Annotated in this window: 18 protein-coding genes and 1 riboswitch; of the genes, 10 read left to right on the top strand and 8 right to left on the bottom strand. The window is 58.8% G+C overall.

Annotation, left to right across the window (positions count from 1 at the left end; all coding sequences use genetic code 11):
- Positions 1–5: 5 nt before the first annotated feature.
- From HB780_RS06375 to HB780_RS06350, 6 genes are all read left to right on the top strand, one after another.
- On the top strand, positions 6–1,685 hold the full coding sequence (locus HB780_RS06375) for an ABC transporter ATP-binding protein (RefSeq protein WP_435693870.1): 1,680 nt from the start codon (positions 6–8) through the stop codon (positions 1,683–1,685).
- Positions 1,686–1,725: 40 nt separating this feature from the next.
- Positions 1,726–3,078, top strand: a complete 1,353-nt coding sequence (locus tag HB780_RS06370) for an aspartate aminotransferase family protein (protein WP_183689192.1) — start codon at positions 1,726–1,728, stop codon at positions 3,076–3,078.
- Positions 3,079–3,094: 16 nt separating this feature from the next.
- Positions 3,095–4,522 carry an amidase gene (locus HB780_RS06365; RefSeq protein ID WP_183689191.1) on the top strand — a complete coding sequence of 476 codons (1,428 nt, stop codon included), beginning with the start codon at positions 3,095–3,097 and terminating at the stop codon, positions 4,520–4,522.
- Between the two features lie 113 nt (positions 4,523–4,635).
- Positions 4,636–5,712: a phosphotransferase gene (locus HB780_RS06360; RefSeq protein WP_183689190.1), complete on the top strand. Its 1,077-nt coding sequence runs from the start codon at positions 4,636–4,638 to the stop codon at positions 5,710–5,712.
- Positions 5,709–7,058, top strand: coding sequence for an aspartate aminotransferase family protein (locus tag HB780_RS06355; protein WP_435693869.1), 1,350 nt, complete (start codon positions 5,709–5,711; stop codon positions 7,056–7,058). Before HB780_RS06360 ends, HB780_RS06355 begins: the two co-directional genes overlap by 4 nt.
- Positions 7,059–7,115: 57 nt before the next feature.
- Positions 7,116–7,862, top strand: coding sequence for a GntR family transcriptional regulator (locus tag HB780_RS06350; protein WP_183689189.1), 747 nt, complete (start codon positions 7,116–7,118; stop codon positions 7,860–7,862).
- Between the two features lie 39 nt (positions 7,863–7,901).
- On the opposite strand, the gene HB780_RS06345 is transcribed toward HB780_RS06350, so the two are convergent.
- The 3 genes from HB780_RS06345 to HB780_RS06335 all read right to left on the bottom strand — a co-directional run bounded on the left by HB780_RS06345 (position 7,902) and on the right by HB780_RS06335 (position 11,606).
- Positions 7,902–8,822 carry an ABC transporter permease gene (locus tag HB780_RS06345; protein WP_183689188.1) on the bottom strand — a complete coding sequence of 307 codons (921 nt, stop codon included), beginning with the start codon at positions 8,820–8,822 and terminating at the stop codon, positions 7,902–7,904.
- Entirely contained in the window at positions 8,815–9,825 is a 1,011-nt protein-coding gene (locus HB780_RS06340) for an ABC transporter permease (RefSeq protein ID WP_183689187.1), read from the bottom strand. The genes HB780_RS06345 and HB780_RS06340 overlap by 8 nt, the downstream gene beginning before the upstream one ends.
- 74 nt (positions 9,826–9,899) lie before the next feature.
- Positions 9,900–11,606, bottom strand: coding sequence for a peptide ABC transporter substrate-binding protein (locus HB780_RS06335; protein ID WP_183689186.1), 1,707 nt, complete (start codon positions 11,604–11,606; stop codon positions 9,900–9,902).
- Positions 11,607–12,220: 614 nt separating this feature from the next.
- On the opposite strand from HB780_RS06335, the gene HB780_RS06330 reads away from it, so the two are divergent.
- Entirely contained in the window at positions 12,221–13,384 is a 1,164-nt protein-coding gene (locus HB780_RS06330; RefSeq protein WP_183689185.1) for a M20 aminoacylase family protein, read from the top strand.
- A 58-nt stretch (positions 13,385–13,442) separates the two neighbouring features.
- Here HB780_RS06330 and HB780_RS06325 read toward each other — a convergent pair whose 3' ends face one another.
- From HB780_RS06325 to HB780_RS06310, 4 genes are all read right to left on the bottom strand, one after another.
- A complete protein-coding gene (locus HB780_RS06325) occupies positions 13,443–14,018 on the bottom strand; it encodes a TadE/TadG family type IV pilus assembly protein (RefSeq protein WP_183689184.1) in 576 nt (191 codons plus the stop codon).
- The gene (locus HB780_RS06320) at positions 14,018–14,548 is read right to left on the bottom strand and encodes a TadE/TadG family type IV pilus assembly protein (RefSeq protein WP_183689183.1); all 531 of its coding nucleotides are present in this window, start codon (positions 14,546–14,548) and stop codon (positions 14,018–14,020) included. The genes HB780_RS06325 and HB780_RS06320 overlap by 1 nt, the downstream gene beginning before the upstream one ends.
- On the bottom strand, positions 14,545–15,861 hold the full coding sequence (locus HB780_RS06315; RefSeq protein WP_183689182.1) for a TadE/TadG family type IV pilus assembly protein: 1,317 nt from the start codon (positions 15,859–15,861) through the stop codon (positions 14,545–14,547). The genes HB780_RS06320 and HB780_RS06315 overlap by 4 nt, the downstream gene beginning before the upstream one ends.
- A 234-nt stretch (positions 15,862–16,095) precedes the next feature.
- Entirely contained in the window at positions 16,096–17,073 is a 978-nt protein-coding gene (locus HB780_RS06310; protein ID WP_183689181.1) for a hydrogen peroxide-inducible genes activator, read from the bottom strand.
- Between the two features lie 241 nt (positions 17,074–17,314).
- Between HB780_RS06310 and katG the strand changes: the two genes are divergently transcribed.
- Positions 17,315–19,513: a catalase/peroxidase HPI gene (gene katG / locus HB780_RS06305; RefSeq protein WP_183689180.1), complete on the top strand. Its 2,199-nt coding sequence runs from the start codon at positions 17,315–17,317 to the stop codon at positions 19,511–19,513.
- Between the two features lie 67 nt (positions 19,514–19,580).
- Here katG and HB780_RS06300 read toward each other — a convergent pair whose 3' ends face one another.
- Positions 19,581–20,657, bottom strand: coding sequence for an alpha/beta hydrolase (locus HB780_RS06300; protein ID WP_435693879.1), 1,077 nt, complete (start codon positions 20,655–20,657; stop codon positions 19,581–19,583).
- A 372-nt stretch (positions 20,658–21,029) separates the two neighbouring features.
- On the opposite strand from HB780_RS06300, the gene HB780_RS06295 reads away from it, so the two are divergent.
- Both HB780_RS06295 and HB780_RS06290 read left to right on the top strand, forming a co-directional pair.
- A complete protein-coding gene (locus tag HB780_RS06295) occupies positions 21,030–22,214 on the top strand; it encodes a glycosyltransferase (RefSeq protein WP_183689179.1) in 1,185 nt (394 codons plus the stop codon).
- 78 nt (positions 22,215–22,292) lie between these two features.
- Positions 22,293–22,373: riboswitch (ZMP/ZTP riboswitch) on the top strand.
- Positions 22,374–22,395: 22 nt separating this feature from the next.
- Positions 22,396–23,352 carry a threonine ammonia-lyase gene (locus tag HB780_RS06290; protein ID WP_183689178.1) on the top strand — a complete coding sequence of 319 codons (957 nt, stop codon included), beginning with the start codon at positions 22,396–22,398 and terminating at the stop codon, positions 23,350–23,352.
- The last annotated feature ends 8 nt before the right edge of the window (positions 23,353–23,360 follow it).

Below are 23,360 nucleotides of genomic sequence, written 5' to 3'. Positions count from 1 at the left end.
GAGGCATGATGACCGAAGAGATATCTCTCGAGATCGACATACACCCGGACCGTATCGAGCGCGGCGAGCCGGTGGTGCATATCGACCGGCTGAGCATCGCGCTGCCGGAAGGCGCGGACCGGCCTTATGCGGTGGATCGCGTCAGCTTCCGGCTGCATCCGGGAGAAATGCTGTGCGTCGTCGGCGAAAGCGGTTCGGGCAAATCGATGTCGGCCAATGCGCTGATGGGGCTTCTGCCGGAAACGGTTCGCGTCGCTCAAGGACGCATTCTGCTTGACGGTATCGACCTCTTACAACTGCCGCCCGAACAGCTCTACGGCATCCGTGGCCGCCGCGTGGCAATGATCTTCCAGGAGCCGATGTCGGCGCTGAACCCGCTGATGAAAGTGTCGGCGCAAATCGAGGAAGTGTTTGAGGCGCATGGCCTGCTAACCCCCAAAGAGCGCAAGGCGAAGGCGCTGGATCTGCTCACCGAGGTCGGCCTGCCGGATCCCTTACGCGCAGCGGGCTCCTACCCATTCCAGCTTTCCGGCGGCCAGCGGCAACGTGTCATGATCGCCATGGCGCTGGCGCTCGAGCCGCAGGTGCTGATCGCGGACGAGCCCACGACCGCACTCGACGTCACCACCCAAGCGCAGATACTGCAACTGATCCGCCGCCTGCAGACCGAGCGCAACATGGCGGTGATGTTCATTACCCATGATTTCGGCGTGGTGGCGGAGATCGCCGACTATGTCACCGTCATGCAACTCGGCCGCATCGTCGAGCAAGGCCCGGCGGAGGATGTGCTCTATTCGCCCCGGCATCCCTATACGAGAAAGCTGATCGCCGCGATCCCGAAGCCGAGCGGCGGCAGCGTGTCGCAGCCGCAACGCGAAACGGTGCTGTCGGTCGAAAATCTCACCAAGACCTACCGCATGGGCGGCGGGCTATTCTCGAAGCCGAAATCCGTCGATGCGGTCAAGGGCGTGACCTTCACGTTGGGGCGCGGCGAGACGCTCGGCATTGTCGGGGAAAGCGGTTCTGGAAAATCATCGGTCGGGCGCTGTCTCGTGCGCCTTCAAGACCCGGATGGCGGCCGCGTTCTGCTCGGCGGCAAGGACATGGCGCATCTGAAGGGCGCGGAGCTTCGCGCCATGCGCCGGCGCATGCAGATGATCTTCCAGGATCCCTTCTCGTCGCTCAATCCGCGCGAAAAGGTCGGGCGCATCATCGCCGACGGCCCGATCGCCTATGGTGAAAACGAGAAAAAGGCGCTGACACGCGCCGCCGAACTGATGGAGATGGTCGGCCTCGATCCCAAGAGCGCGAACCGCTTTCCGCATGAATTCTCCGGCGGTCAGCGCCAGCGGATCGGCATTGCACGGGCGCTGGCGCTTGAGCCGGAAATCATCATCGCCGACGAAGCGGTGTCCGCGCTCGACGTTTCCATCCAGGCTCAGGTGCTGGAGCTTCTGGGCAAGCTCAAGAAGGAGCTCGACCTGTCGCTCGTCTTCATCACCCACGACTTGCGCGTCGCCGCGCAGATCTGCGATCGTGTCATGGTGATGCAAAAGGGTGAGGTGGTCGAGCTTGGCACCGGCGCGGAAATTTTCTCGACGCCGAAACACGCCTACACCCGGAGCCTGATCGAGGCGATCCCCGGCCGGGATCGGGAATCGCAGATGATGTCAAAACGTGCTTGAATTTGAACGGACGGCTGAAGAGCCCAAGGAGCCACTGCACATGCGTATCGTGTCCAATTCCATCGAAGGCCGGGACATCGCCTATCAGATGCATCCCAACGTCAACCTGCGCAAATATGAAAAAACCGGCGGTCTGGTGATCGAATCCGGCGACGGCATCTATGTCACCGACAACAATGGCAAGCGCTATATCGAGGGCATGGCCGGCCTATGGTCAGTGGCGCTTGGCTTTGGCGAGAAACGTCTGGCGGAAGTCGCCAAGGCCCAGATGGAGAAGCTGCCCTACTACCATACCTTCTCCTACAAGACCCATGGCCCCTCGATCGATCTTGCCGAACTGCTCATCTCCATCGCGCCGGTGCCGATGTCGAAGGTTCACTTCACCTCCTCCGGCTCCGAGGCCAACGACCTCGCCTGCAAGATGGTCTGGTATCGCTCCAACGCGCTCGGCAACAAAGACAAGAAGAAGATCATCGGCCGTATCAAGGGCTATCATGGCGTTACGATCGCCGCGGCCTCGATCACCGGCCTGCCGCGTAACCACGAAAGCTTCGACCTGCCGCTCGACCGGATGTTCCATACATCCTGCCCGTCATACGTGCATTTCGGCAAGGACGGCGAAAGCGAAGCAGATTTCACCGCCCGCATCCTGAACGATCTGGAAGAGCTGATCCTCAAGGAAGGCCCGGAAACTATCGCCGCCTTCTGGGGCGAACCCGTCATGGGCGCCGGCGGCGTTCTGGTTCCCCCGGCCGGTTACTGGGAGGGCGTTCAGGCGATCCTGAAGAAATACGATATCCTGCTGGTCGCCGACGAGGTGATCTGCGGTTTCGGCCGTACCGGCAAGATGTTTGCCTGCGAGACTTACAATATCAAGCCGGACGTGCTGATCGTCTCGAAGCAGATCTCATCCTCTTACATGCCGCTTTCGGCGCTCATCATGAACGATGCCTTTTATCAGCCGATCGCCGACGAATCTGACCGAATCGGCGTGTTCGGCCATGGCTTCACAGCTTCGGGTCATCCGGTTGCAACGGCGGTCGGCCTTGAAAACCTGAAGATCATTCAGGAGCGCGATCTGGTCGGCAATGCCGCGCGCCTCGAAGAGAAATTCCTCGGCCGCCTCGCCGAGCTTGCAAAACACCCATTGGCGCACTCGTCACGCGGCGTAGGGCTAATCGGCGCCCTTGAAATCAAACCATGGGGCGACGCCAAGCCCGGCGATGCGGCGGCGGCCGTTTCGGCGGCTCTTGAGGAAGAGGGTGTGATCTCGCGCAATATCGGCGAAGCGCTTTGCTTCTGCCCGCCGCTGATCATCACCGCCGAACAGATCGACGACATGTTCGATGCGGTCGGCCGCGCGCTCGACAAAGTCGAAAAAACTCGAGCCTGATGGGGATTTGGTAACCATGGATACATCGGTCAAAACAGATCTCGGCGAGATGAGTGCGGTGGAACTCTCCGCGCTTTTCGCATCCGGACGGGCTTCCCCGGTGGAAGCCGCCAAGGCTTCGCTCGAGCGCATCGAGCGTTTCAATCCGACGGTCAATGCCTTTGCCTATGTCGTGCCGGAGATGGCGCTAGTGGCAGCAAGAGAATCAGAAGCTCGCTGGCAGAAAGGCGAACAGCTCAGCCCCATCGATGGCGCCCCGACGACCATAAAGGAGCTGACCCCCGTCAAAGGCATTCCGTGGCGACGCGGCTCTGCACTTGGCTCGAAGGAGCCTTCCGACAAGGAATTCCTGATCATGAAGCGCCTGCGTAGCGCCGGCGTCACCATCCTCGGCACTACCACCTCGCCGGAGTTCGGCTGGAAGGGCGTCACCCACGGCCCGGCATTCGGCAACACGCTCAATCCATGGCGTACCGACCGCGCCTCCGGCGGGTCATCGGGCGGCGCGGCGGTAGCGGCCGCACTCAACATGGGCGTACTGCATGAGGGCTCCGACGGCGCCGGATCGATCCGCATTCCCGCATCCTTCTGCGGCGTTTTCGGCATCAAGCCAACCTATGGCTGGATACCGTCCGACACGCCCTCGCCGCTGTTCGAGCTCGCCCATCGCGGCCCGCTGACACGCACCGTGGAAGACGCCACGCTGTTCCTCAACGCCACCACCGGACCAACGCCGGACGCCATGTATGGCTACTGCCCCACGCCGGTTCCCGACTGGCGGCAGGCCATCACAGGCGCCGACCTCAAGGGGCTGAAAATCGGCTACAGCCGCAAGCTCGGCTATGCCCAAGTCCAGCCGGACGTGGCCGCCGCCATCGAACGGGCGGCATCCCGTCTCGTCGAGATGGGCGCTATCGTCGAAGAAATCGATCCCGGATTCTCCAATCCGCAGGACGCGCTGCTGGCCCTTTGGTATGCGGCGGAAGCGCGGACGGTGGACCTTGCCAATCCGACCGAGGAACAGAAGAAGCTGATGGACCCCGGCCTTCTGGGCATCCACGCCAAGGGCAGCGCCTTGACCGCCATCGACTTTGTGATCGCGGAACAGGTGCGGGCCGATCTCAAGGTGAGAATGGCGCAGTTCCACGAGACATATGATGCGCTGATGCTGCCGACCATGCCGACGACAGCCATCGAGGCCGGCGTCGATTTTCCTGGCGGAATCGAAGGCAAGGATTGGTCGGACTGGTCACCCTTCACCTATCCCTTCAACATGACGGGACAGCCGGCCGTTTCGGTTCCCTGCGGCTTCGACGCCGGCGGTCTGCCGATCGGGCTGCAATTCGTCGGCCCGCGCTATCGCGACGACATCGTGCTGAAACTTGCCGCCGCCTATCAGGCAGCCTTTCCGGAAAAATTCCCTTCGGCGCCTCGCGCGCTATAGTGGTATTTCAGCAGACAAACTTCCCTTTACAATCGTGGAGAGGAAGGCCGGTCGGGCGCGGATGTGGGGCATCCGCGCCTGACCCAGAACACACAAGAAAACAGAGGAAACCCATGTTGCACAGTTCCACCCGCGATGACGGGATCGGTGCCGAACTGAAAACGGGCGCGGCAGCCGTGCCCGCCGATCAAGCCGAAGCCATCGCCCGCGACAAGTATGGGCTGGACGGCCGTGTCGAATGGCTGTGGGGAGAAAAGGATTCAAACTATCGGCTGTCGCTGCCGGACGGGCGGGAATATCTCTTCAAGGTTCTCAATCCGGCCGAAGATCCCGGCATGACCGCCATGCACAGCCAGGCATTGCTGCATGTCGAGGCCGTCGATCCCGGCATCCCCGTGCAGCGCATTATCCGCACGCTGGATGGCGAGGCGGATTTCCGCATGACCGACGCGGACGGCGGCACTCGGGGCGTGCGAATGGTGACGTTCCTGCCGGGCATCGCCCAGAAGGCCGCACCGCATTCGCCAAGACAACGCCGCAATGTCGGCGCGCTGTTGGCGCGCATGCAGATAGCACTTTCCAGCTTCACCCATCCGGCAGCCGGTCACCGCATCACATGGGATATGCAGCACGCCATCGGCGTGCGCGATTTGCTGCCGATCTTCACCGATCCGGCGCAACGCCGCCGGCTGGAAGCAGCAATGGACAATTTCGAAAAACAGATCATGCCCCTCATGGCCTCGCTCCCCGCGCAGGTGGTGCATAATGATTTCAACATGGAGAACATTCTCGTCGATCCCAAGACACCGGACACGGTCAGCGGCATCATCGATTTCGGCGACATGGTGCATACGCCCAGGGTGTTTGATGTCGCTGTCGGCGCTGCCTACCAGATGGGCGACGCTCCGGATCCGGTTGAGGCGATCTGCGATTTCCTCGCGGAATATTCAACGCTTGTCAGCCTGACCGAACAGGAGATTGCCGTACTCTATCCGGCCATTCTCACCCGCATGGTCATGCGCGTTGCCATTCCGCAATGGCGGGCCGGGCTCTTCCCTGAAAACCGGGATTTCTATGTCCGAAACAGCCCGACGGTCTGGGCGCAGCTCGCCCGCCTCGATGCCATTCCGACCGAAACAATCGTCGCGCGGCTTGCCGCTGCCTGCCAGCAAGGAAACAGACAGTCATGATGACCCCCGAAACCGCAAAAACAGCGCCCGTCATGATCAACGGTTTCGACGCATCAAAACTGGCCGCCCTGCCCGAACGCGAACGCCGGATGGTGGAGCGGCGGCAGGCTCTGCTCGGGCCGTCCTACCGGTTGTTCTACGACAATCCGCTGCATGTGGTGCGCGCCGAGGGCGTATGGCTCTATGACGCCGACGGCGAGGCGCATCTCGACGTCTATAATAACGTGCCCTCGGTCGGTCATTGCCATCCGCGCGTCGTGGAAGCAATCGCCCGGCAAGCCGCCATTCTCAACACGCACACGCGCTATCTGGACGACACTATCCTCGATTATTCCGAACGGTTGCTCGCCACTTTCCCCGACGAGATCGAGCGGGTAATGTATACCTGCACCGGCAGCGAGGCGGTCGATCTGGCGCTGCGCATAGCCCGCCACTATACCGGCGGAACGGGCATCATCATCACCGAGAACGCCTATCACGGCGTCACCACTGCCGCCGTCGAGATTTCACCGTCGCTGGGCTCGGGCGTTCCCCTCGGTCCGTATGTCATCACCGTTCCCGCGCCCGACGCCTATCGCGCCCAAGGCCGGGATGTGGCGGACGCGCTTGCCGAGAATGTGAGCAAGGCAATCGCCTTCATGCGCCGTCACGGCATTCGCCCCGCCGCCTTCATCGCCGAAAGCATCTTTTCGACGGACGGCATCTTGCCGGATCCGGCGGGCTTCCTGCAGAAGACGCTTGCCGTGGTCCATGAGGCCGGCGCGCTTTATATCGCCGACGAGGTCCAGCCGGGCTTTGGCCGCACCGGCTCTCACATGTGGGGCTTCATGCGCCATGGGATCGTGCCGGATATCGCCGTTATGGGCAAGCCGATGGGCAATGGCATGCCGATCGCCGCCGCAGTGATGAAGGCCGAGATCCAGGACCGGTTCGGCAAGGATGTCCGCTATTTCAACACCTTCGGCGCCAATCATGTCTCGATTGCCGCGGCAAGCGCAGTGCTGGATGTCATCCGCGACGAGAAGCTGATGGAGAACGCCGCCGCCACCGGCGAATATATGCTCACGGGCATGCGGACGCTGCAAGGAAGGTTCGCCTGCATTGGCGATGTCAGAGGCGCCGGCCTGTTCCTGGGGCTGGAATTCATCAAGGACCGCGAGAGCCGCGCGCCGGATGGCGCTTTGGCGCTCGCGGTCGTCAACGGACTGCGCGATCGCCGCGTGCTGATCAGCGCCGCCGGAATCCACGGAAACGTCCTGAAAATCCGCCCACCCTTGCCATTTTCGCGCAAACACGCCGATATCTTTCTGGAAACGCTGGAGAGCGTGCTGACAGACATTGTATGAAAGACCATACCGGGACCAACCGGGGGATAAAATGCCAGGGAGAGGAGATCATTCCGGGTGAATGCGCGCATCAAACGGCCCGAGCCGCGGCCTGACGGCAACGGTCAGCCGAAAGCACAATGGGCCTACAACGTCATACGTGACGCCATCATCACCATGGCGCTCGAGCCGGGAACCATGCTGAGCGAGAAGGAGACCTGCGCCAAGCTTGGTATCTCCCGAACCCCCATGCGCGAAGCCGTGCTGCGGCTTGCTCAGGAGGGCCTCGTCAATGTCGTGCCGAGCGGCGGCACCTTCATCAGCAAGATCTCCGTTCGCGGCGTCATCGAAGGGCAGATCGTCCGCTCCAGCCTGGAATTGCGAATGGTCCGCCTCGCCGCCCGGACCTATGATCCAGTCTTCGATAAGGATTTCGATCTCCTGATGTTCCTGCAGGGAGATGCGGCCAAGCGGCAGGACTACGACGAAGCCTTTTCCGTCGATAATGCTTTTCATCAGCTGATCAGTAGGGCTGCGGGCTTTCCCAATGTCTGGCACACGATCCGCAACGCCACTGGCCAACTCGACCGCGTCCGCCGCCGCGCATACCCGAAGTCGGGCTATTTCGACGAGGTGGTGGAAGAGCATCGTGCCATCTACGAGGCCGTCCGCACACATAACGAGGACGAGGCCTACAGGCTATTGCGCCAGCATCTCGACGATATCGAACAGGTCCTGGCCTTCGTCGTGGCGGAAGATCCGGGCATCGTCGTGCAGGAGGAAAACGCCGGCATCCTCGAAGCGCTGTTGACGCCGAGAGGGTAGAGGCTGCTGCCGTGCAGCCTCTACAAGGTCTTCACCCCATCAACTCTTCAGCATGCGCGGATCAAGCGCATCGCGCACCGCATCGCCGAGATAATTGACGCTGAGGACCGTCAGCGAAATGGCAAGACCAGGCCACAGCACGCGTGACGGCGTGATCTGCAGGAAGCTTGCGCCGTCGAAGAGCAGACGTCCCCATGTCGGAAAGTCCGATGGGAAGCCGAGGCCCAGAAAGCTCAGCGCGGATTCGGTGATGATCGCGGATGCAATGCCGAGCGTCGCCGACACCATGATCGAGCTCATGACGTTGGGCAGGATATGCTTCAGGATGATCCGGTATTCCCGCATGCCGCTGCTTTTGGCCGCCATGACGAACTCCAGGCGTTTCACCGCAAGGACATCGCCACGCACGATGCGGGCAGTATGCATCCAACTCGTGACGCCGATCACGAAGACGATCAGGATGAAAATTCCGGTTTCCGGACCGAAATAGGAGCGGAGCGTGTCGCGGAACAACATGATGATAACCAGCAGCAGAGGCAGGAGCGGCAGCGCCAGAAACAGGTCCGTCAGCCTCATGAGAGGTCCGTCGAGACGTCGAAAATAGCCTGATGTCACGCCGACCAATGTCCCGAGAAAAAGCGCCAGCAGCATGGCGGTGATGCCGACCGCCAGCGAGATGCGCCCGCCTGCCATCACCTGCGCCAGCATGTCATGGCCAAGATTGTCCGTGCCGAAGGGGTGAAGCAGGGAAGGCCCCTGGTTCTTGGCGCGGATGTCGATCTTGTTCGGATCGACGCTGTGGATGAGCGGGCCGATAAAGACGATCAGCAGGATCGCTACGAAAACGATCAGGCCCGCAAAGCCGCCTCTATGAGCCCGGAATTGCCGCCATGTGGCAGCCATGAGCGACCTTGGTGGCGTCGTTGAAACCGTCGACGGGATTGCTGCAACGTCAGTCATAACGGATCCTCGGGTCAAGAATGCCGTAGAGCACGTCGGCAATCAGATTGAAGAGAACGATCAGCACCGCAAAGATGAAGGTCAGGGTCTGAACCATTGGGATATCCCCGCCCTGCACGGCCACGATCAAAAGCTGGCCGAGGCCGTTCACCCGAAACACCTGCTCGGTGATGATGGCGCCGGAAAAGATCGTCGGCACCCCAAGCGCGATGACGGTGACGACCGGTATCAGGCTGTTGCGCAGCACATGGACCAGAAGCACGGTCTTTTCCTTGACGCCCTTGGCACGCGCGGTTCGGACATAATCCTGATGCAGGTTGTCGAGCATGGAGGCACGCACGAAGCGGCTGATATGCGATACATTGTAGAGCGTCAGCACCATGACCGGCAGGAACATCTGCTTGATCTGCGCCATGAGGCTGGACCAGTCCGTCACGCGCAGATTGGTGTCGTAGACCGATGGGAACCAGTGCAGATAGGAGCTGAAGACGACGATCAGTAGCACGCCGGTGAAGAAGGTCGGCACGGAATAACCGACCATGGAGATGAATGTGCCGATCTGATCGAAGATCGAATATTGCTTGTAGGCGGAGAGAACGCCGATCGGGATCGCCAGCAACACGCCAAAAAGGTAGGAGAGGCCCACAACCCACAGCGTTTGCGGCATGCGCTGGACGACAAGATCGACCACGGGACTGCGTGTTGCCCATGAGAGCACGCGCAGTCTATGGCCATCGCCGAACTGCCAGCCGGTGATCTGCTCGAGAATATTCAGCGGTTCATTGATGAAGAATTGATGCAGCCACCTAAGATAACGGATCAGGAAGGGCTGATCGAGACCGAGCGCTGCCCGGATTTGTTCGCGGACCTCCGGCGGGATCGTCAACGGCAGGTCGCCTGTGGGGTTATTGGGCGCGAGGTCGAGAAGAGCAAAAATGACAAAGCTGATGACGAGCAATGTCGGCACGGCAAAAAACAGCCGCCGCAGGGTAAACTTAAACATCGGAAAGTCTCCAGACCTTCAGGCGACGCAAAATGCCGGCTCCATCTGAGGACGGAGCCGGCGATCGCTGCATCTTACTTCTTGCGGGACCAGTCAGCGACGTTCCAAAGTTCGGAATCCCAGCCGTTTATCTTGACGCCTTCGAGGGTCGCGGAGCGCGCCGAGACTTGGCCGCGGTAGATGAGCGGGATATGAGCGCCCTCCTCCGTCAGCATGTCATTGGCTTTCTTGGCAATTTCCGCGCGCTTGGCGAGATCGGCCGTCTTCGACAATTCAGTGACGAGCTTCTCATATTCCGGATTGCAGTAGCGCGGCATGTTCTGCCCCTGCCAGCCGTTCGAGGGGGCGGGAATTTGGTTGCACAGCCATTCCGCCAGATATTTTTCCGGGTCCGTGCCGTCGAAGTTGTTGGTGTACATCTCGACGTCGGCATAGAATTTCTGGAAGGTATCCGGGCTGGCGGGATCGCCGCCGAAGAAGACCGAGGCGCTGATGTTGCGCAGTTCCGCAGCAACGCCGATCTGTGCCCACATATCCTTGACGAGCGCCTGGGTGGCCTGACGCACCGAGTTGGTCGACGTCTGATAGAGGAAGGAGAGCTTCACGCCGTTCTTCGCGCGGATGCCGTCCGAACCCTTGACCCAGCCGGCCTCGTCCAGGAGCTTGTTGGCGCCATCGACATCCGGCTTCAGGCACCAGTCGTTCGCCGTCGAGGCATAGACCTCGGGGCCAGGCACGATGTTGCAGGTCGGCTTGCCGGCTGCGCCGTAGCCGGCCTCGTTGATGACGTCGCGATCGATCGCCATCGACAATGCACGGCGGACAGCCGGGTCCGACAAGGCCGGATGCGGGCCGGCTTCCTTGGTCGAGCGCTTTTCACCAAGCGACGGATCGACGGCGTAGTGGTTGAGGTTGATACGTTCGACCTGTGATCCGAAGGCGGTTACAAGCTCGCCCTTGCCGGCTGCCACCATGGTTGCGAGGATTTCCGGCTCGACCTGCATGTTCCAGGCATAGTCATATTCGCCGGTTTCAAGCACCGCGCGGGCGGCGGATACCGCGTCGCCGCCGCCCTTGAGCGTTACCGTGGCGAAAGCGGGCTTGGCCGGATCGCGGTAATTCTTGTTGGCTGTGAAGGTGATGACGTCGTTCGGCTTGAATTCTTTGACGACGAAGGGGCCGGTGCCGATCGGGCCGAAATTGGCGGATGTGCAGCCTGGTGCTGCGGCGCCGACGCAATCCTTGAACTGGGCTTTCTGGATGATAGGCGACTGGCCACCGACGAAAGCGCCATAGGGGTAATATTTCGGCTCGGTGAAGGTCATCTTGACGGTGTGGGGATCCACGGCCTCCACCGACTTGATACCCTCATATTGCGCTTTTTGTGCGCAGCCGCCATCTGGCGCCGTGCAATACTTCCAGGTGAAGACCACATCGTCGGCCGTGAAATCCGTGCCGTCAGACCATTTGAGATCCGGCTTCAGCTTCCAGACCATGCTTGTCATATCCGGCGCGATGCCGCCGTTTTCCAAGGTGGGGATCTCGGTCACCAGGGTCGGCACGAGCTTGCCCGTTTCGTCGTAGCGGGCCAGCGGTTCGATGACCATGGACGAACTGTAGACTTCCTTTGTACCGCCCGAGAGATATGGGTTGAGCGTCGAAACAGCCTGCCAGAACAGGATCTTCAGCTCGCCATCGCCGCCGCGTTCCGCATGGGCGGCGGAGCCTGCCATGGCGAATGCCGCAACCACGCTGGCAAGAAGGATATTGCGTCTCTTCATCTTGATTTCCCCAATGTGTTTTTGTGTGTTGAATGATCGACGCGGCGTATCCCATACGACGCGGCGGAAAGGCTTATTTCCGAGCGTGCCCGTCTAGAGAAAAGCGGGTTGTCGGGATACGAATTCGTGCGATCGAGATGCTGATTTTGGCCCGCCACAGGCCGATCTCGCGCCATGCATCAATGTCGCATTGCGGGATAAAATAGGACGGAAAGTCTTGCGAGAGCGGAGGCTCGGACACTACCCGAGCGATCGGTTTGGCTACCTCGTGGGGTTTCGCACCCCTTGGTCGCCCCGAATAATTCAAGCGCCGGTTCCCCGCAGCGGTCACCGGATCTTCGCAAATCGACAGAATACTAACCTCCTGAAATTGCTAGATTATTTTTCAATCAGAACGTGACCATTCATGTGCGCTGAAATTCCTTTTGGCCGCCGCCCGCTATCATTGTTCCCGTTTATCGGCACTCGCGTCAAAGGCGATGCTCAAATTTTGAGCCATCTAAGCACAGGCCTATTTTTCGTTCAAGAATGAAAGTTGAAGCTTGCAAAATCAGATTTCAGTAGCGCAATATACTGCCATATCCCCCTGGACCTCGCACGAATGAGGATGGACAATGCCGATATTGAACCGTGCTGCCGAAATGCAAGAAGAGGTCGCCGGCTGGCGGCGCCATTTGCATGAGACGCCGGAGCTACTCTATGACGTCTTCGAGACATCGAGCTTCGTCGCGGAGAAATTGAAAGCGTTTGGCTGCGACATCGTGGAAACCGGCCTCGGCAAGACCGGCGTGGTCGCCATCATCAAGGGCAGGCATGGCGACGGGCCGACAATCGGCTTCCGCGCGGACATGGATGCGCTGCCAATCACCGAAACCAGCGGCAAACCATGGGCGTCGAAGGTGCCAGGCAAGGCGCATTCCTGCGGCCATGACGGCCACACCGCCATGCTTCTCGGCGCCGCGCAATATCTGGCCGAAACCCGCAATTTCAAAGTTTCGGTCGCCGTGATCTTCCAGCCAGCCGAAGAAGGCGGCGCCGGCGCCCTGGCGATGCTGGACGATGGCATGATGGACAAGTTCGGCATCAGCGAAGTCTACGGCATGCACAATGCGCCCGGCATGCCTGTCGGCAATTTCGCGATCCGCAAGGGATCGCTCATGGCGGCCGCCGACAGTTTCGAGATCACCATCAACGGTAACGGCAGCCATGCCGCCGCGCCGCATCTCTCGATCGATCCGGTACTGGCATCCGCCCATGTGGTGATTGCGCTGCAGTCGATTGTTTCGCGCGGAACGGACCCGCTTAAATCGCTGGTCATCTCGGTGACTACGACCCATGGCGGCACGGCCCACAACGTCATTCCGAGCTTCGTCACCTTGACGGGAACGGTGCGCACGCTTCTGCCCGAAACACGGGACTTCGCCGAAAAGCGCCTGAAAGAAGTGGCGGAGGCGACCGCGACGGCCTATGGCGCTACGGCGGAGGTCAACTACCATCGTGGTTATCCGGTCACGGTCAATCATGACAGTGAAACGGAATTCGCGATCGGCGTCGCAGGCTCGGTTGCGGGTGTTTCCGGCGTCGATGCCAACACGGCGCCGCGCATGGGAGCGGAGGACTTCTCCTATATGCTGGAATCGCGCCCCGGCGCCTTCATCTTCATCGGCAATGGCGACACCGCCGGCCTTCATCATCCAGCTTACGATTTCAACGACGACGTGCTGCCCTATGGCATCAGCTATTGGGTAACGATGGCCGAGAAAGCCCTCGCGGCATAATATCCTAGGTGAGGCATCCGACCACGATTGCACCAGCCCGCGAGGAAGAGACCCGGAGCTATTTGTAGGTGATCGTGTCCCCGGCCCTCGGCCGATTGAAGAAATGGCGATCGAAACTATAACCGTTCGTTCCGGTAAAGCTTGCAAACAGCGCCGAGACCGGCGTCGTCAACTTGTATTGCACTCGGGTTATCACGACCTGCACGCCTGCTTCCTTGATCTGCGAGGGCACGTCGATCGGCGTTGCCGCTCCATAGGTCAGGGCAGACGTATTGAGCGCGGCGGACCAGTTGACCGTGGCGTTGCCGCTTTTGCTGATGTCATCCACTGCGACCGTGATCGAGAGCCCTGTGGTGTCATAGGGCTGCAGGATGAAGCTGGCACCGGAAAGAATATTGGCGACATCGGATTTCGTCCAGGTGCCTTGCTGGGAAATCATGTCCCCCGTGGTGGAGGCAATCTCATCGATCTTCCGGCTAACCGTGAGCGCATGGCCGAGATCGACGGTTCCTACAAGCAGCAGCAGTAGGATCGGCAGAACGATCGCGAATTCCACTCCGGACGTTCCGGATCGGTCACGCACAAGACGGCGAAGATAGAATTGAGCGAACCGGTAGGAGTTCCTTTTCATCATCAGAAGGGCTCGTTGCGGAACAGAACGGAGGACCCGAGCAGATAGCGGCCGTCGGCCATCTTGTTGCTCGAAAACGTGAAGAAGTTGACGACGGCATCCCAGGGCAAAAATGCCTGAACCAGAACATAATCGCTGCCCTTGCCGATATTATAGGTTTCGGTGACGGCCAGATTGCCGCTGGCATTGATGGGATTGGCACCGGTGGCAGACGATAGGTTGGAGAGTACGTCGACCTTGATCAAAAGATTGGCGGAACAGCTGAACGACAAAATCATATCGTCGCAGATTTTGGCCTTGAAAGCGGCTTGCGTGATCTTGGACGAAGCAACCTCGCCGGTGCGGATCATCCGGGAAATCTTTTGAACCGATGCGTCCATTGCTGAATTCACGAAAAACATCAGCGATATCTCGATGATCGCGAATATCAGCATAAACAGCGGCAGGGCCAGAAGCGCAAACTCGATCGCAGCCACGCCTTTCCGATCGGCAAGAAGGCGACGGAACAATGCAAACGGCCTTACTCGCATCATTGAGTCAGCCGAACGGAGGCAAGATATTGCGTGAAGAGTGCCGACAAGCCGTTCGTGATATCCGTGGCCGAGGACGCGGACATGAACAGGCTCTTTGAGGACGCACAGTCGGACAGCGCATAGGGGATATAGTCGCGTCGCGAGATGCTGGTTGGCACGCCGCTTTCCATCGTGCCGCCCCAGGTGCTTTTCCAGTTGGCGCTGGCCATGGTCGAGCCGACGGTTGCATTGTAGCCCCAATCCGTCGTGATCGGCAGATATTCAGTATAGAGAACCGCCATGGTGGCGGACTGTTTTTTGATGTAATCGCACCAGGCCGGATTGAGCGGCGCCACCTTCGGCTGCGTTTTCGCGCCAGTGGTTACCCATTCGCGCTGTGATTGGACGCCATCGGTCAACAGGAGCACCAATTTGAGTGGCGACGCCGAGGAGGAGCCGTCTCCGCCTGTTCCGACTTTATTCTTCAAGGCAGCCAGAGAGACATCAAAATAGGTATAGGTCGTCGACGTTGCGCTTGAGAGGTCCGAGTCTACACGTTTGGCGGCGGTTGCCGTGTCCAGAGTCGGCGGCAGAACCTCTTTGATCGTGTCGCCCAGGCTATAGAGACCAACTCTGATCCGCTCATTGTTGGCATCAGAGCTATCAATCATGTTGATCACTTCATGAACAGCATCCACGGCGACATCAGCGCGCAGCTTGATTTTCTTTTCAGAACTATAAGCATAATTGTTGGCGTATTGCGCACCTGCGACAGTTTGCTTATCGCCGTCATGGCAGGCGAACTGACATCCGATGGCCTTATACATGGCCTGCTGGCCCGCAGTCGTTGCCGCCAGGAGCATTGACGGAGATTTGTCGATAACGATGTAGACGTTGAGGTAGGATGATGCTGGTCCCTTGACGGCGCTGGCGACGCTGACGGGGACGGTATTGATATTGGCGATCTTCATCAGGGTCGTGGGGACTGTCCCGCTCGCCGTCGCTGTTATGCGATGGTTGGTCGTATCGATTTCGATATCACCGAGAGAATAGCTGCTGTCCGTCTGCGCATGAAACCAATCGGCGACCTTTTGCTTGAGGGCAGTCGTATCACCGGCGTCGACATTCTTGACCGCGGCAATCAGGGCAGCGTCAAGATCGCTCTGCATGCTCTGCCGGACATTGTAGGCGCGGATATAGTCGAAGCTGGCACCGACCGCGAGGAGCATTGGCACCATGGTGAGGGCAACAACGATCGCAACATTGCCGCCCCGGCTCCTTGCCAGTTCACGAAATATAGCGAAGAATCGGTTGTTTAAATCGTCGAGCTTCAAAAGTCACCATCACTTAATTTAAGAAAAAGTGACGGATATCACGGACATATGAAAGTTAATCTTTCGTGGACTATTACGACTACTGAACAAAATCTCAGCGTTTTCGTACATTTTCTGCGTAATTTGGATATTTTTTCGTATTTTGTATCTTAGTAATTATGTATATTTATCTCCTAGCAGTAGAGTTAGTTAAATCGAAAATATTACCCCTGACTGCCCTATCAGCAAGACCGCTCAATCCGCCCCACCCTCCGTCATCCCTATCTCACGGCCATCGGCACCAATCTCCCGGGTCGACAATGCCGGGCTGTAGTGCGCGCGCATGGCATCGGCCGACTGCCGGACGACTTCGGAAATCTGCAGAAACTGTTTGGCCAGAGGATTTGTCTTGCGCCAGATCATCCCGATTGTTCGCGAGGGCTGGGCATTCTGGAAGCGAGCCACGGACACCGAGGCCGAGCGCGTCTCCACCCCAACGGCCATTTCCGGGATCAAGGTGACACCAATACCGGCGCTGACCATCTGGACCAGCGTGGACAAAGAGCTACCGTCCATCAACTCCCGCGGCAGCGCCGAATGTATATTGCAGAACGACAAGGCCTGGTCGCGAAAGCAATGCCCCTCCTCGAGCAAAAGAAGCCTCATTTCACGTAGCGCTTCACGATTGGGCACTGGCTTGCCCTCGTCCTCGCCCGGCCGGACCAGCACGAAATTTTCCGAGAATAGCGAAACCTCGGTCAGCGAAGGCTCGGAGATCGGCAGGGCAACAATCGCCGTGTCGAGCCGGCCCTCCGCCAATTCCTGCACCAGCTTCGAGGTCAGCGTCTCGCGCACATGAATCTCAAGCCCGTCATGCAGGCGGGTGAGATTGCCGATGATCGCAGGCAGCAGATAGGGTGCGACAGTCGGGATAATGCCTATCCGCAACCGCCCCACCAGCCTGTCCTGCGAGGCGCGCGCCAGATCTCCCAACTCGTCGACCGAGCGCAGGATTTCGCGCACACGCAATGCAAACGCCTCTCCGAAGCTGGTCAGCCGGACCTGGCGCGCACCTCTTTCGAAGAGCTCCGTACCCAATGTTTCCTCCAGCTCCTTGATCTGCATCGACAGAGCGGGCTGGGAGATCGCGCAGACATCGGCCGCACGTCCGAAATGGCCCTGTCGTGCCAAAGCTTCGAAATAGCGAAACTGCTTGAGTGTCAAGTTGGTCATAACCTCACCTTATCGCCGCGATCAGAAAATCCAACTTAAATTAATGGCGCGACTTAGATATAGTCCCCGAAGCAGAGATGAGATGCGTCATTGTCACATGCGGCCCATACGGTAGTAGCCGCAGATGGAGCGCAGCTTATCGAAGTTCGGACTATCCAGAATGCTGACGCCCCAAGCACGTTCGCCTCAGGACGGTCTTTCTCAGACCAGCTCAATTCAAAGAATCTCAAGGGAGAGAATTATGGATACGAAAGTCGACAACGCGGGCAAATGTCCCGTTGTGCATACGCACACGGCCCATGGCGGCAGGTCGAACCGGGACTGGTGGCCGAACCAGCTGAACCTCAAGATTCTCCACCAGAACTCCTCCCTGTCCAACCCCTTTGGCACGGCGTTCAACTATGCCGAGGAGTTCAAGAAGCTCGACCTGGAGGCCCTGAAACAGGACCTCTTCGCGTTGATGACCGATTCGCAGGAATGGTGGCCGGCCGACTTCGGTCACTACGGCCCGCTTTTCATCCGCATGGCCTGGCATAGCGCCGGCACATACCGCACCGGCGACGGCCGCGGTGGTGCGGGAGCCGGCCAACAGCGTTTCGCGCCGCTCAACAGCTGGCCGGATAACGTCAACCTCGACAAGGCACGCCGCCTGCTCTGGCCAATCAAGCAGAAATACGGCAACCAGATCTCCTGGGCCGACCTGCTGGTCCTCACCGGCAACGTTGCCCTGGAATCGATGGGCTTCAAAACTTTCGGCTTTGCCGGCGGCCGCGCCGATGTCTGGGAGCCGGCGGAAGACGTCTATTGGGGCGCTGAAGACACCTGGCTTGGCGACAAGCGTTATTCCGGCGACCGCGAGCTCGAAAAGCCGCTCTCCGCCGTGCAGATGGGCCTGATCTACGTCAATCCGGAAGGCCCCAACGGCAACCCGGATCCGCTAGCCGCTGCCCGCGACATCCGCGAGACCTTCGCCCGCATGGCCATGAACGACGAGGAAACCGTCGCCCTCATTGCCGGCGGACATACCTTCGGCAAGACCCATGGCGCGGGCGATGCAGCACATGTCGGCGCCGATCCCGAGGCAGGCGGCATCGAGGAACAGGGCTTCGGCTGGAAGAGCAGCTATGGAACAGGCAAGGGCGGCGACACGATCAGCAGCGGCCTGGAAGTCATCTGGACCACAACGCCCACAAAGTGGAGCAACAACTTCTTTGAAAACCTGTTCGGCTTCGACTGGGAACTGACGAAGAGCCCGGCTGGCGCCCATCAGTGGACGCCGAAGAATGGCGGCGGCGCCGGTATCGTGCCGGACGCGCACGACCCGTCCAAGCGTCACGCACCGTCCATGCTGACCACCGACCTTTCGCTGCGCATCGACCCTGCCTATGAGAAGATCTCCAGGCGCTTCTTCGAAAATCCGGATCAGTTCGCCGACGCCTTTGCCCGCGCCTGGTTCAAGCTGACCCACCGCGACATGGGTCCGCGCGTTCTCTATCTTGGCCCGGAAGTTCCGACAGAGGAACTGATCTGGCAGGATCCGCTCCCGGCGGTCGATCATCCTTTGATCGACGCCAAGGACATCGCCGATCTCAAGGACAAGATCCTCGCATCGGGACTGCCGATTTCCCAGCTGGTCTCGACCGCCTGGGCTTCGGCATCAACCTTCCGTGGCTCCGACAAGCGCGGTGGCGCGAACGGTGCGCGCATCCGTCTTGCGCCGCAGAAGGATTGGGAAGTCAACCAGCCGGCGCAGCTCGCAACCGTCCTCGCAACGCTCGAAGGCATCCAGAAGGCGTTCAACGACGCTCAGTCTGGTGGCAAGAAGGTGTCGCTTGCAGACCTGATCGTGCTTGCCGGTTCTGCCGCTGTCGAAAAGGCTGCGAAGAATGCCGGCCACGACATCGAGGTTCCCTTCGCGCCCGGCCGTACCGACGCGACGCAGGAACAGACGGATGTCGAGTCCTTTGCCGTTCTGGAGCCGATCGCCGATGGCTTCCGCAACTATCAGAAGGGCGAATACACCATTTCGCCGGAGGAGTTGCTGATCGACAAGGCACAGCTGCTGACGTTGACGGGGCCGGAGTTGACGGTTCTGGTCGGCGGCCTGCGCGTGTTGAACGCAAATGCCGGACAGTCGCAGCATGGTGTCTTCACCACGCGCCCTGAAACGCTCACCAACGATTTCTTCGTCAACCTGCTCGACATGGGCACGGCGTGGAAAGCCTCCCCGGACTCGAAATATGTGTTCGAGGGACGCGACCGCAATACGAATGACATCAAGTGGACCGGCACCCGTGTCGATCTCGTTTTCGGCTCGAACTCGCAGCTGAGGGCGCTTGCCGAGGTCTATGGCCAGGGCGATACGCAGGAGAAGTTCGTGCACGACTTCGTGGCGGCCTGGACGAAGGTGATGAACGCAGATCGCTTCGATCTGGTCTGATCCGGAGGGAAATACATTCGGGCGCGGCTGTATTCCAGCCGCGCCCGTTTCCATATGCTGATGAAGCTTACTGCGGATTGACCACTTTGCTAGCCAGGCGGAATGGGCTCGACAGCGTAGCGCCGATGGCGTCGAACACGAAGGCGCCGGTCTTTCCGACCATGTTCGTTTTTCCATTTGTGTTGGCATCGAAATTCGGGTTCATCGACGCCAGGGCGATGAAGCGGTCATGATTGCCTGGATCGGACGACTTAAGCGCTGAGATGTCGATCAGCCGGACACCGGCCTTGACTGCCGCCTCCCGGACAACCTCATCTCTGACATCAAGCGCGCCAACGCGGGGCACACCGCCTCCCAAAAATGTCGATGCTTCCAGCGCGCGATCGTCCCGCGAGACGAGGACCGTTAGAGGCGGAGACATTTTACCGATGAGATTCAGCTGCGAGATAAACACATCCGCATCGATATCCGGGGCCGCCAGCACCACTGTAAGCTTGTCCAGGACGTCCTGCCGGCCTTCCAGCTTCAATTGCCTGAGAGCTTCCGTGGTCAACCAGCCGCCCATACTATGAGCGAACACCATAACTTCGCCGCGCTTGCGATCCTTCGTGAGGTCGATGAGAAGCTGCGTCAGATTATCCCGTGAAAATGTCGCCGAATCCTTATCGGCTATATAGCCCGACAGTGCGGCTTGTGACGGCCATGCGAACAAGATCGGCACGGCAGGGAGATTTGAATCGGCTCTCAACTGAGCAAGGCGAAACAAGGCTTCCTGAAAGTTGTAATTATAGCCATGGACAAAGACGACAACCCGGCGCTGTTGGTCTTTCTCCGGAATAGCCTTCAAAAAACTCTCACGGTTAAGAACCGCCTGCCCTGTGACCGCGAATGTCTTCTGTGGGTCAGGCTTCGGATGCGGCCATTCTATCTGACCGCTCTTATGCGTCGGTGGAATTGAGATGGTGAACTGAGCGTAATTCGTCGAAATCGACCGTCCACTCGTGAAAATATTCTGCGCCGGATCTTTTCTTGGCCTGGTCGTTGCCGAATAGACCGTGATCGTATTCGTCGTTGCGGGGGCTTTCGAAACTGTTTCCAATACATCAGGTCCTGGGCGGCTCGCACACGACGTGAGCATAGCCATTATCAGGAACAGGCTAAATCTTTTCATTCTCTGGCCTTTGTGCCCGATTGCCAACGCTACGGCATTATCACGCACATCGCTGCCATTCAAATGATTCATTGACTCATACGTCAACGAATTGGAAGCGGCCATCGAGATGGCGACCCCTCTACCCACGCTCGATGCAAGATGCCGGCAAGGCTCCCGTCATTTCGCAAGCTGCGGCAAAATCAAATTTGCTGGGCGCTCGAAAGACCGAAATACTTAGCGAATTTCAGATTGCGAATATTACTATTTCTTTTCAAAATAACACTACAGACTATCGCCATTCATTATTAATATTGTACTCTGTGCCGCACTATAAAGATCCGCCAGCTCGAATAGGACGCACGCATGCAAATGAAAGCTGAATTGCCGAGCGGGGAAGAACAAGTGCCAACTCACGGCCGCATAAAAATCCTTTATATTCAACCCGGCACGAGTTCCTTCGCAGGCATCGAGCGCGTGGTCGATACGATATGCTCTGCCCTGTCCGAAAAATACGCGGCCGACTTTGAGATTGACGTCCTCTACACGTCTACCCACAAAAACCGGCCGGCTGGAAAGCAAAGCTACAATACGATCGATAGAATTGCGCACAACCGGCGAGAATTGGTGTCTATCTTAAGGAGCGTGTTCAAGAGCAAGGACTATGGCCTTATCGTCGTCCCGCAGATCGAGCCGACGGTCATTTGCATGATGGCTTGCCTGGGAATCCGACGGAATTTCGCCATGCATCTGCATGGCAATCCACGGCTGGAACCGAGCCACCTCAAAGCCAAGATCCTGTTCTTTCTGATGAGGATCTATTTCATCAAGCGCCTCTCCTACGTCTTCGGCACATCGCCCAAGCAGCTTGAATCTTTCAAGGCCATGTTCGCCAGCAAAACGCCGCAATACTGGCTGCCAAATCCGGTCAGAAAGTTTGATTTCCCAAAAAGTAAACCTGTCGATGAGGCAAACTGCGTTACCTTTGTGAATGTCGGCCGATTTTCCTATCAAAAGGGGCAGGATATCCTGCTGGATGCATTCGCCGAACTTTATAAGGCCCGCAAGAACGTCAAACTCAAGGTTGTGGGTTACGGCGCTGGAGAGGCTGAGCTGCGTGAGCAAATCAGACGGCTGGAACTCGAGGACGTGGTAAGCATCGAGCACCACCCGGACAATCCGCAATCGGCCTTGTCCACCAGCGATGTCTACATATCGACATCGCGTTGGGAAGGCTGGTCGTTGGCGATATGCGAGGCCCTGAGGTTTGGTCTTCCGGTCATATCGACCGACTGCGAATTCGGTCCGAGCGACATTCTCGTGGACAGGCGTCTAGGCCTTCTCGTTCCAGTGAGCGGCGGCGATGAACTGGTCAAGGCGATGATTTATTACTGCGACAACCTGCAGGATGAATTGTCCCATGCGGAATACCGACAGAGCTTCATAGACAGCTTCGACACCGAACGGGTTGTCGATGTCCATGCGGATGCCTTGCGGGTCGCTGCACGGCATCGACAATATGCTTTGCCCTGGTCCGCAGGCATGCTTTGAGTTTTGAAAAAGCATTCGACGGGATTAAAGTCGCGGCTACTCACATCCTTGACATTGCCTGGCCAGTGAATGAGTGTTTAGCAGCTGCGCGACTGGCGGATTATGATGGAAAACCATCGTGGAACGCAGCGATATACGCCGACCGCCTGGGCCCTACTGAGAATCGCAATGGGGGGCTCATATGCGCTTGGACATCGATCGAATCGAAACCGCTGCCACGACCATACACAAGGTCTTTCTTCATACACCGCAATACGTCTGTGAAACTCTGAGCCGGGCTCTGGGTTGCCGAGTCATTCTCAAAGTAGAAACGATGAATCCCGTGCGCTGCTTCAAAGGGCGTGGCACCGAGATGGTTTTGGCACGGCTACAGTCGCAAGGTGATAAAAAATCGGTCGTCTGCGCCAGCGCGGGCAATCTGGGTCAAGCACTCGCCTATGGTGGCCAACTGAGAAACTTTGATGTCACGGTGACGGCATCCGCCGCCGCCAATGCCTTCAAGGTGGAAAAGATGCGGCTACTAGGGGCAAATGTGGTGTTGGTCGAAGGGGAGATCGAAGCAGCACTTCAAGCGGCCTCGGATCATGCCGAAGAAACGGGCGCCTTCCTCGTGGAGGACAGCAAGAATCTCGACACGTGTGAAGGTGCCGCGACAATCGGGCTCGAGCTTTCACAACTTCCTGAAGCGCTGGACGCCGTCCTGGTTTCTCTGGGAGCCGGGGCAATGGCGACGGGCATCGGTTATGCCCTGAAGTGCCGGCGGCCAAGCGTGGAGATAATCACAGTCCAGCCCCGAAATGCACCGGCTATGACCCTTTCCTTCAAGGCCAGGCGGATTGTGGACGCCGGCGCCCCGAACACCATCGCCGATGGGGTGGCTGGGCGCTATGTAATCCCGGAAGTTCTCGATGATTTATTGGCCGTCGCCGATGACGCCCTTTTGGTCAGCGAGGAAAGCATCAAGGAGGGAATGCGGCTTCTATACCTGCATTCTGGGCTTATAGTCGAACCCGCCGCCGCACTTGGCGTCGCAGCCATTCTTGAGAATCCACAGCGTTTCGCCGGCAAGACCGTGGCAACCGTTCTTTGTGGCGGCAATGTCGAACCCAAGGCGTTCGAAGAGTGGATTAGGCCGTAGTGACAAAG

It is taken from the genome of Rhizobium lusitanum (assembly GCF_014189535.1).
Taxonomy (GTDB): Bacteria; Pseudomonadota; Alphaproteobacteria; order Rhizobiales; family Rhizobiaceae; genus Rhizobium; species Rhizobium lusitanum_C.
Note: the sequence above shows the minus strand (reverse complement) of the source record. Positions and strands in the feature narration are given on the sequence as shown.